This window comes from Halomonas campaniensis, from assembly GCF_002211105.1.
Classification (GTDB): Bacteria; Pseudomonadota; Gammaproteobacteria; order Pseudomonadales; family Halomonadaceae; genus Vreelandella; species Vreelandella campaniensis_A.
On the sequence record NZ_JPUA01000043.1, the window covers coordinates 90,269 to 97,631 of the forward strand.

Consider the following 7,363-nt stretch of genomic DNA (forward strand, 5'->3'; position numbering starts at 1 on the left):
CCGGGATAAAACCCGCATTCAAGCCGATGACCTCTTGCTCTGCAACCTGGATGGCAAGGTGCTATCCGGCGATGGGAAACCTAGCGCGGAAAGCGATCTGCATGCCGCACTCTATCGCTTAGACGCATCAATTAACTGCGTGCTGCACACTCACACCGTGGCCAGCACGGTGCTGTCGCGGCGATTTCCTAAGGGCATAGAGCTCAACGGCTTTGAAATGCAAAAAGCCTTAGCGGGTAACGTGACCCACGAGGCTAGCATCCGGTTACCGGTGGTGCCCAACTCCCAGGATATGGAAGAACTGGCCGAACACGTACGCAGCGGCTGGCCGATGCCCTGGGGCTTTTTGGTCGCGGGGCATGGCATATATGCCGTGGGCGATAGCATTGCCAGCTGTTGCCGCCACCTGGAAGCGATTGAGTTTTTACTTGCCTGTGTGCTTGAAGAGAGTCGCTGGTCTTAAATGAGTAGTCTTAAATGAGTAATTCAACTGTTCGCGCTATTGTGACCGATATTGAAGGCACTACCACGGACATTAACTTCGTCCATAAGGTGCTGTTTCCCTACGCCCACAGCAAGTTGCCTGACTTTCTACGTGCGAATGCAGACGCACCTGCAATTGCAGAACAGATTACTGCCGTACGTAGCGAGATGGTTGATCCTAGCGCCCCACTTGAGGCAGTGATCGACAAGCTGCTGCACTGGATCGAGACCGACCAAAAAGTAACTCCGCTGAAAGCACTGCAAGGTATGGTGTGGGCCGATGGCTACCAGCGCGGCGACTTTAAAGGCCATCTCTATAGCGATGTAGCTCCTGCCCTGCATCAGTGGAAGGACTCGGGCAAGGCGCTATACGTCTATTCATCTGGTTCTGTTCAGGCGCAGAAGCTGCTGTTTGGCTATAGCGATGCGGGCGACCTAACCCCGCTATTTAGCGGCTACTTTGACACCCATATTGGCCATAAGCGTGAGGCTACTGCCTATCAGCGTATTGTCGCCGAGCTTGACCTGCCACCGGCAGCGGTGCTGTTCTTGTCGGACGTGATCGAAGAATTGGACGCCGCCAAACAGGCGGGCATGCAAACCCTGCAGTTGGTGCGCGAAGGCACCCAGCCTGGCAACACCCATGCTTGCGTTACTCGCTTTGATGAAATTGCGCTTTAGGAGAACCGACGATGTCGCAACTGAAAGTATTTGCTGATCAGAACCCTAACGATGCCCTGATCGACACCACCGACGGCGAGCAGATTACCACTGAGCTAAACAAAGTGGGTGTGTTGTTTGAGCGTTGGGCAGCGCCGGGCGAGATTGCCGACGACGCCACCCAGGAAGATATTTTGGCGCTTTATCAAGACGACATCGACCGCGTCAAAGCCATGGGCGGCTATCAAACTGTGGATGTGCTGCATATGGTGCCCACGCACCCAGACAAAGATGCCATGCGCCAAAAGTTCTTGAACGAACATCGCCACCATGAAGATGAAGTACGTTTCTTCGTCAAAGGGCAAGGGCTATTTTGTCTGCACATCGATGACAAGGTGTATCAGGTACTGTGTACCCGCAATGACCTGATCAGCGTACCCGCCAATACACCCCACTGGTTCGATATGGGCCCAGCGCCGGAATTCACTGCGCTACGCTTCTTCGACAATGTGGAAGGTTGGGTGCCCCACTGGACAGAGAGCGATATCGCCGGGAAGTTTGACCGTTTGGATCAGTTGTGAGGAGTGAGGGGTAAATCGTAAGATGAAAGGTGGGAAGCAGCTGTAGCGTGGCGTAAGCGCCAGCGCACCCGCGAAGCAACGCGCGAGCGTTGCCGAAGATGGCACCAAGGCCGGATTAGGCACGGAGGCATTATCCAGGCGGCTGGCGCTGCCCTCGTGGGTGCCTCATTCGCTCGTCCCTCGCGAGATTCGTTACCACGCGCTACGAGTGCACCTAGTTGACTCAGTGGATTTTCGTAGCGCGGCTTAAGCGTCAGCGCACCCGCGAAAGCAGCGCGCAGCGGTGCCAAAGGTGGCACCGCTGCGCGAGTAACGCGCTTACAACACTTCTTGCTGGTTATATGCCCTGGCTAAATCCACCAGCGCGGTAAGGTCACTGTAGGCTTCCGGCTCCATAATCAACGTTTGACCCATCAGTACGTTGCGCGCTTCAAGTTTGGCGCGCAGGTCGGTGTCTTCGATCTCTTCAAAGTCGGCGTTGTGGGCTAGCGATAAAACACGACGGTGCATTTCAATACCGCAGTAGGCCAGGGCATCCAGGCGGATCTCTTCCAGCAGCGCATCGCAGGCGTCGTCGGCGCTATTGCCCTGTTCTTCAAACAAGGCTTTCGGGAACAGAATACCCGTCCGCTCGGTTTGCCATAGGTGGTGGAACTCAGCGTCAAAGCTGCTAAAGCACGCTTCAATCACTTCAAGGATCCAGGCTTGATACGCCTCAAGCTCACCTTCCTGGCGGTGCGCAGGCTGGCTGAAGTAGGCCATCAGGAAGTTGGCCACTGCCATGCCCAGGTCAAAAGCCATAGGGCCGTACTGAGAGAACTCAGGGTCGATCACCCGGACGTCAGTATCGGTGGCCATAATAGAACCGGAGTGCAGATCACCGTGCAGCATTGTTTCGGTGTTAGCGGTGAACTTCATCAACAGCCGCTGCACTTTGGCTTTTAACCGCGCATTGCGACGCAGCTCGTCCACCACTGGTGAAAGCTCCGGCGTGTGGTGATTCATTTCAGCGCCGTAATAAGGATCGGTAAATACCAGTGACTCGGTGATGGCAGGAATCGCCACATTGCCGGAAAACAGCCCTACATCCGCCTTTTTCTCAGGGCTGCTCAGCGAAAGCTCTGAGCCACGGAACGCAGTGCGCGCACAAAATTGGCCGATGATCTCACCCAGCCGAACGACCCGCTCACCGTTGATTAACTTGCGGCGCAAGATAGTGTGTGGGTGCAGATACTCCATGACGATAAGCGCTTGGGGCTTATCGAAGTAGTAGACCTCGGGGGCAATGCCTGGCGCCCGCTTGGCCTGGCGAACCAAGGCGTAATACTCATAATGGGCGCGATAGATCGGCAGCGGCCAACCCTCTCCCACCATTCTCACGTAGGGAAGCGCCTGTTTTACCACTACGCTGCCGTGGCTGCCGGAGACAATAAACACCAGGTTGAGATTGCCGTCACCCACCTCGCGAATATCCCAATTGGCGGGCTCACCACCCACTCGATTAGCCACAGCCTCAACACTCCCAAGCCGCTGGGAAAGGGTATCGACGTTGAGCGCGCAGTATTGTTGATCTATCTCCAAAGGTCACTCCTCACAGAACGTTTAAGGTATGCTTGGCCGCTACTGGGCAGAAATCCCTAAGCCATCAACAGCGTCATCGGAGGTTGGTACCTCAACCAAACTCGCCTCTCTGATGCGGTTACGGCCCTGCCGTTTAGCTTCATAAAGCGCCACATCCGCTTTTAATAACAAGTCAGCTGGTGTAAAGCCTGCCGCGGGACGTAGCACTGCAACACCAACACTCACGGTAACAACGCTATGCGCCGAGACACCGTGATTAGGAATATCCAAGGCTTCCACGCCGCGCCGTATTCGCTCTGCCGCGGTTTTTGCCGCCTCAGGTGTTGCATTGGTCATCAGCACTAAAAATTCTTCGCCACCAAAACGTACGACCAAATCGGAATCGCGGCTATTGGCCTGCATGGCAGCAGCCACTTGACGCAAACATGCGTCACCCTGAGGATGCCCATAGTAGTCGTTGTAGGCTTTGAAATGATCAATATCGATAACCATCATGCCTAAACAGAGACCTTTATCGGCCGCCTCCTGCCAGCGCAAAGGCAACACTGCATCGAACTGACGTCGATTGGCCAGGTTCGTCAGGGGGTCGGTAACCGACATCCGCGTCAGCTTTTGATTGTCTTGGAGGTAATATCCAGCGCGAAGCTGTTCTTTCAACACATGCAAGTAGGAGGTTCGTTCACTCTGCTCGAAACGATAGTTTGCCACCAGGGTAAACAGTGCTTGAGCGATGATAGTAAATATCGCGAGCCTTTTAACCTCTGGCGGCATTGGTTCATAGGGCAAAACAAAGCCTAATATTATAAATATACTAATGGCGGATGACACACAGGCATAACTAAACCGTAATGAGTAAACAATATTACCGACCAGTAAGATAAGCCCGAAAGAGAAAATATCCAGGTAAGAGTAGGGAACCGTAGATTCCGCCACTATCAAACATGAAACCACCGTTGCCACAACAACCGTGCTTGCCATTAAGGTCTCACGAAGGAACGGCGCTACGCCTCGGTAGACCCACCATAAAATGGGCAAGCCAATGGGTAGCATCACTCCAATGCGTAATATCAAGGCTGTGGTAAAAGAGTCAGGGCGAAAGCTGTAGTCATTGATCAGAAACAGGCAGTAGATGAACGCTGATATCAGCCCTGACACCACCATTTGACGACTACGGCGGCGCTGAGTATCAGCTTCAAAACGCGCTTCCACTTGCTCACTAAAACGTAACCGCCAAGGCCCTCTGCGCAACTCGTTTTCCACCGCTGCTAGCAGCGTGTCATTGACCATTACTCGCCCTCAATGCCCCATACACTAACTTACGGCTTTCATGCATCATTAATAAACACCCGAAGCCAACCATTACCTTGGAGTACTTGAATAGTGTGCCACAATAACGTTTAGTTAAAGTGAATGTTGGTACAATATATTAAACGAAACTCATCCGAATTTTTATTCAATGAACATTCAATCAGGAGGCTAATGATGGAGCGCCAACAGAATCCGATGACGAACGACTGGACGTTTACCATTGGCCATCGCGAGCTCGTTGTGCACCAGCGATATGAGGTGCTTAGCATGATCAACGATTTCATGCTGGGCATCTGGTTTACGATCGGCAGTGTCTGTTTTTTTTACCAAGGTGCCGTACAAACCGTTGGCGTGTGGTTATTTGTGGTTGGTAGCTTACAGCTATTAATTCGTCCGGCGATTCGTCTTCACCGCTACGTCTATTTTAAGCAGTTACCGGACACCGACCAAGACGCTTAGAAAGCTGCGTTCAACGCAGCTGGCTGTCTTTGCTACCGCGGCGGTTGTAGCCACTAAAGGCCGACTGCTGCTTGTCCCGTTCACTTTGACAGGCCACACAGAGCCGTACTCCCGGAATGGCCTTGCGGCGCGCTTCGGGAATCGGGTCGCCACACTCTTCACAAACGTCAAGACTCTCACCACGGGGCAACTGACTACGAGCCCGCTGTACCGCATCTTCTAACGTGCTCTCCATCTGCTCTTGTTCGGCGCCATCTTTTGCCCATCCGCCTGCCATGGTTGTTTCCCTCGCTACACCAGTCATAATCTCTAAGCATAGCAGCAACCAGTCAAGCGAACCTTTACCCCAAAAACCGTACGCCTTGGGCAGCCAGTGGGCTGCGTAGTCTGTCTGGCAGCGGCACATCGGTGACGACAGCATCATAATCCCCCAGCTGGCCCGCGGCGCAGCGTAGCGGCAGGTCGAACTTGGTTTTATCCAGTACTAACACGCGATAACCGGCATGAGCCAACAGCGCCTCACGGGCCATCACTTCATCGTCGTTGTAGTCATAAAGCTGGCCATGGCTATCCATTCCCCCCACCGACACGATTCCCACATCGGCACGGTAGCGTTGGAAAAAACGCCAGGCATCGCCACCGATCACGTCCTGGTCGCGCCGACGTACGCGCCCGCCCGCCACCACTAACTCACACTTAAGCTGACACAGCTTAATTAGCGCATGCAGATTATTGGTCATGATATGCAGACCTTGCTTATCACTCAGCGCATCGGCCAGCTGCTCAACCGTGGTGCCCGTACCTAGAAATAGCGCTTGATGGTCTTGCACTAGGCTTGCTGCCCGCGCCGCAATCTGCCGTTTACCCGCCACGTTTACAATCTGACGCTGGTCGTAGCCGATATTCTCCTGCTCGGGAAAGGGCAGCACTTCACCTTGGCGGCGCAGCACCAAGCCCTTATCAGCTAGGTAGCGAATATCCCCACGCAGGGTCTGCACAGACACCCCAAAATCAGTTGCCAAGCTGTCTACCGATTGGCGCCCCTGTGAGTGGACTCGCTGTAACAGCTGTTGTCGTCGTTCGAACTGGCGCATAGCTCCTCTCAGCACAACGAAAGCAAAAAGTACGGCAAACGAAAGCCAAAAAATGTTGAACGAAAGCATAGTGTCACTTTGTTGTAAGCAGATGACAGTAGCTTAGGTGGGGTTCACTCACTGGAGGTTTACCCATGTTGAAGCGCTCCCTGTCATCTATCCCGGTATCTGTCCTTACTGCGGCCATTGCGGTAGCCAGTTTTTCCCTGTCCGCTCAAGTAGCGGCGAACGAAACGCTGACGCTCTACACCAGCCAGCCCAATAGCGACGCACAGCAGACCGTTGACGCCTTTGAAGCGGCCCATCCCGATATCGAAGTGGAGTGGGTACGCGACGGTACCACGCGCTTGATGACCCGGCTGCGCTCGGAGCTTTCAGCCGGGGTGAGCAACCCTGACGTGCTGCTAATTGCCGACAGCATGACCATGGAGTCACTCAAGCAGGAGGGGCATTTACAGCCGTACCTGAGCGATGAGCGCCAGGCCTATGACGCCGACCTATATGACCCGGAAGGCTACTACTACGGCACCAAGCTGATCACCACCGGAATTGTCTATAACACCGGCGCCGAGCATCAGCCGCAAAGTTGGCAAGACCTGCTGGGGCCTGACTACGAAGGATTGGTCACTATGCCCAGCCCGCTCTACTCCGGCGCTGCGCTGATCCATATGGCGGCGATTAGTGCCAACCCAGAGTTAGGCGCCGAATACTACGACGCCCTGCACGCCAATCGCACCGAAGCACAAGGTGGCAATGGTGGCGTATTTAACGCCGTGGCCGCGGGCACCAAGCCCTACGGCATTGTGGTGGACTTCCTGCCAATTCGTGAAGCTGCCAAAGGCTCGCCGGTCGAATTCGTGTTCCCGGAAGAGGGCGTGAGCGCGGTGACCGAGCCGGTCGCTATTATGCAGGGTGCAGAGAACGTCGAGGCCGCGCAAAAGTTTGTTGATTTTGTGCTCTCCCAGCAGGGCCAGGAGCTGGTCAGCCAGCAGGGCTACCTGCCTGCCCACAACGATGTGACCCCACCTGAAGGCTTCCCCGAGCGCGATAGCATTACCCTGATGCCGGTTGATACCGAACAGGCATTGGCGCAGGAAGCCGAGTTCAAACAGCGCTTTAGCGATCTATTCGGCGGGTAACCATGACGCCCGCTCTCATCTTTGACAACAAGACCGGCAGCGGCAACAAGTACGGCAG

The 7,363-nt window shown here is 54.5% G+C and carries 9 protein-coding genes; 5 read left to right on the forward strand and 4 right to left on the reverse strand.

Features of this window, described 5'->3' with window-relative positions; translation table 11 throughout:
• From mtnB to JI62_RS19895, 3 genes are all read left to right on the forward strand, one after another.
• Positions 1 to 463: methylthioribulose 1-phosphate dehydratase (gene mtnB / locus JI62_RS19885; RefSeq protein ID WP_088701840.1), on the forward strand; the 463-nt coding region annotated here is incomplete at its 5' end.
• Between the two features lie 14 nt (positions 464 to 477).
• A complete protein-coding gene (gene mtnC, locus JI62_RS19890) occupies positions 478 to 1,164 on the forward strand; it encodes an acireductone synthase (protein WP_088701841.1) in 687 nt (228 codons plus the stop codon).
• A gap of 11 nt (positions 1,165 to 1,175) precedes the next feature.
• A complete protein-coding gene (locus JI62_RS19895; RefSeq protein ID WP_088701842.1) occupies positions 1,176 to 1,724 on the forward strand; it encodes a 1,2-dihydroxy-3-keto-5-methylthiopentene dioxygenase in 549 nt (182 codons plus the stop codon).
• A 318-nt stretch (positions 1,725 to 2,042) separates the two neighbouring features.
• Here the strand turns inward: JI62_RS19895 and mtnK are convergent, their stop codons facing one another.
• Both mtnK and JI62_RS19905 read right to left on the reverse strand, forming a co-directional pair.
• Complete coding sequence (gene mtnK / locus JI62_RS19900; protein ID WP_088701843.1) at positions 2,043 to 3,305, reverse strand: S-methyl-5-thioribose kinase; 1,263 nt, start codon at positions 3,303 to 3,305, stop codon at positions 2,043 to 2,045.
• 39 nt (positions 3,306 to 3,344) lie between these two features.
• Positions 3,345 to 4,283: a diguanylate cyclase gene (locus tag JI62_RS19905; protein ID WP_240513311.1), complete on the reverse strand. Its 939-nt coding sequence runs from the start codon at positions 4,281 to 4,283 to the stop codon at positions 3,345 to 3,347.
• 504 nt (positions 4,284 to 4,787) lie between these two features.
• Between JI62_RS19905 and JI62_RS19910 the strand changes: the two genes are divergently transcribed.
• The gene (locus JI62_RS19910) at positions 4,788 to 5,072 is read left to right on the forward strand and encodes a YrhK family protein (RefSeq protein WP_088701845.1); all 285 of its coding nucleotides are present in this window, start codon (positions 4,788 to 4,790) and stop codon (positions 5,070 to 5,072) included.
• Between the two features lie 10 nt (positions 5,073 to 5,082).
• Here the strand turns inward: JI62_RS19910 and JI62_RS19915 are convergent, their stop codons facing one another.
• Together JI62_RS19915 and JI62_RS19920 are read right to left on the reverse strand one after the other, a co-directional pair.
• Positions 5,083 to 5,349, reverse strand: a complete 267-nt coding sequence (locus JI62_RS19915; protein ID WP_088701846.1) for a DksA/TraR family C4-type zinc finger protein — start codon at positions 5,347 to 5,349, stop codon at positions 5,083 to 5,085.
• Positions 5,350 to 5,413: 64 nt separating this feature from the next.
• Positions 5,414 to 6,166, reverse strand: coding sequence for a DeoR/GlpR family DNA-binding transcription regulator (locus JI62_RS19920; RefSeq protein WP_170938603.1), 753 nt, complete (start codon positions 6,164 to 6,166; stop codon positions 5,414 to 5,416).
• Positions 6,167 to 6,300: 134 nt separating this feature from the next.
• Between JI62_RS19920 and JI62_RS19925 the strand changes: the two genes are divergently transcribed.
• Positions 6,301 to 7,305: an ABC transporter substrate-binding protein gene (locus JI62_RS19925; RefSeq protein WP_088701848.1), complete on the forward strand. Its 1,005-nt coding sequence runs from the start codon at positions 6,301 to 6,303 to the stop codon at positions 7,303 to 7,305.
• Positions 7,306 to 7,363 lie beyond the last annotated feature (58 nt).

Excerpts from the sequence above, each read along its gene's own strand:
- mtnC (WP_088701841.1), top strand. The coding sequence starts at position 478 with ATGAGTAATTCAACTGTTCGCGCTATTGTGACCGATATTGAAGGCACT.
- JI62_RS19895 (WP_088701842.1), top strand. The coding sequence starts at position 1,176 with ATGTCGCAACTGAAAGTATTTGCTGATCAGAACCCTAACGATGCCCTG.
- JI62_RS19905 (WP_240513311.1), bottom strand. The coding sequence starts at position 4,283 with ATGGCAAGCACGGTTGTTGTGGCAACGGTGGTTTCATGTTTGATAGTG.
- JI62_RS19910 (WP_088701845.1), top strand. The coding sequence starts at position 4,788 with ATGGAGCGCCAACAGAATCCGATGACGAACGACTGGACGTTTACCATT.
- JI62_RS19915 (WP_088701846.1), bottom strand. The coding sequence starts at position 5,349 with ATGGCAGGCGGATGGGCAAAAGATGGCGCCGAACAAGAGCAGATGGAG.
- JI62_RS19920 (WP_170938603.1), bottom strand. The coding sequence starts at position 6,166 with ATGCGCCAGTTCGAACGACGACAACAGCTGTTACAGCGAGTCCACTCA.
- JI62_RS19925 (WP_088701848.1), top strand. The coding sequence starts at position 6,301 with ATGTTGAAGCGCTCCCTGTCATCTATCCCGGTATCTGTCCTTACTGCG.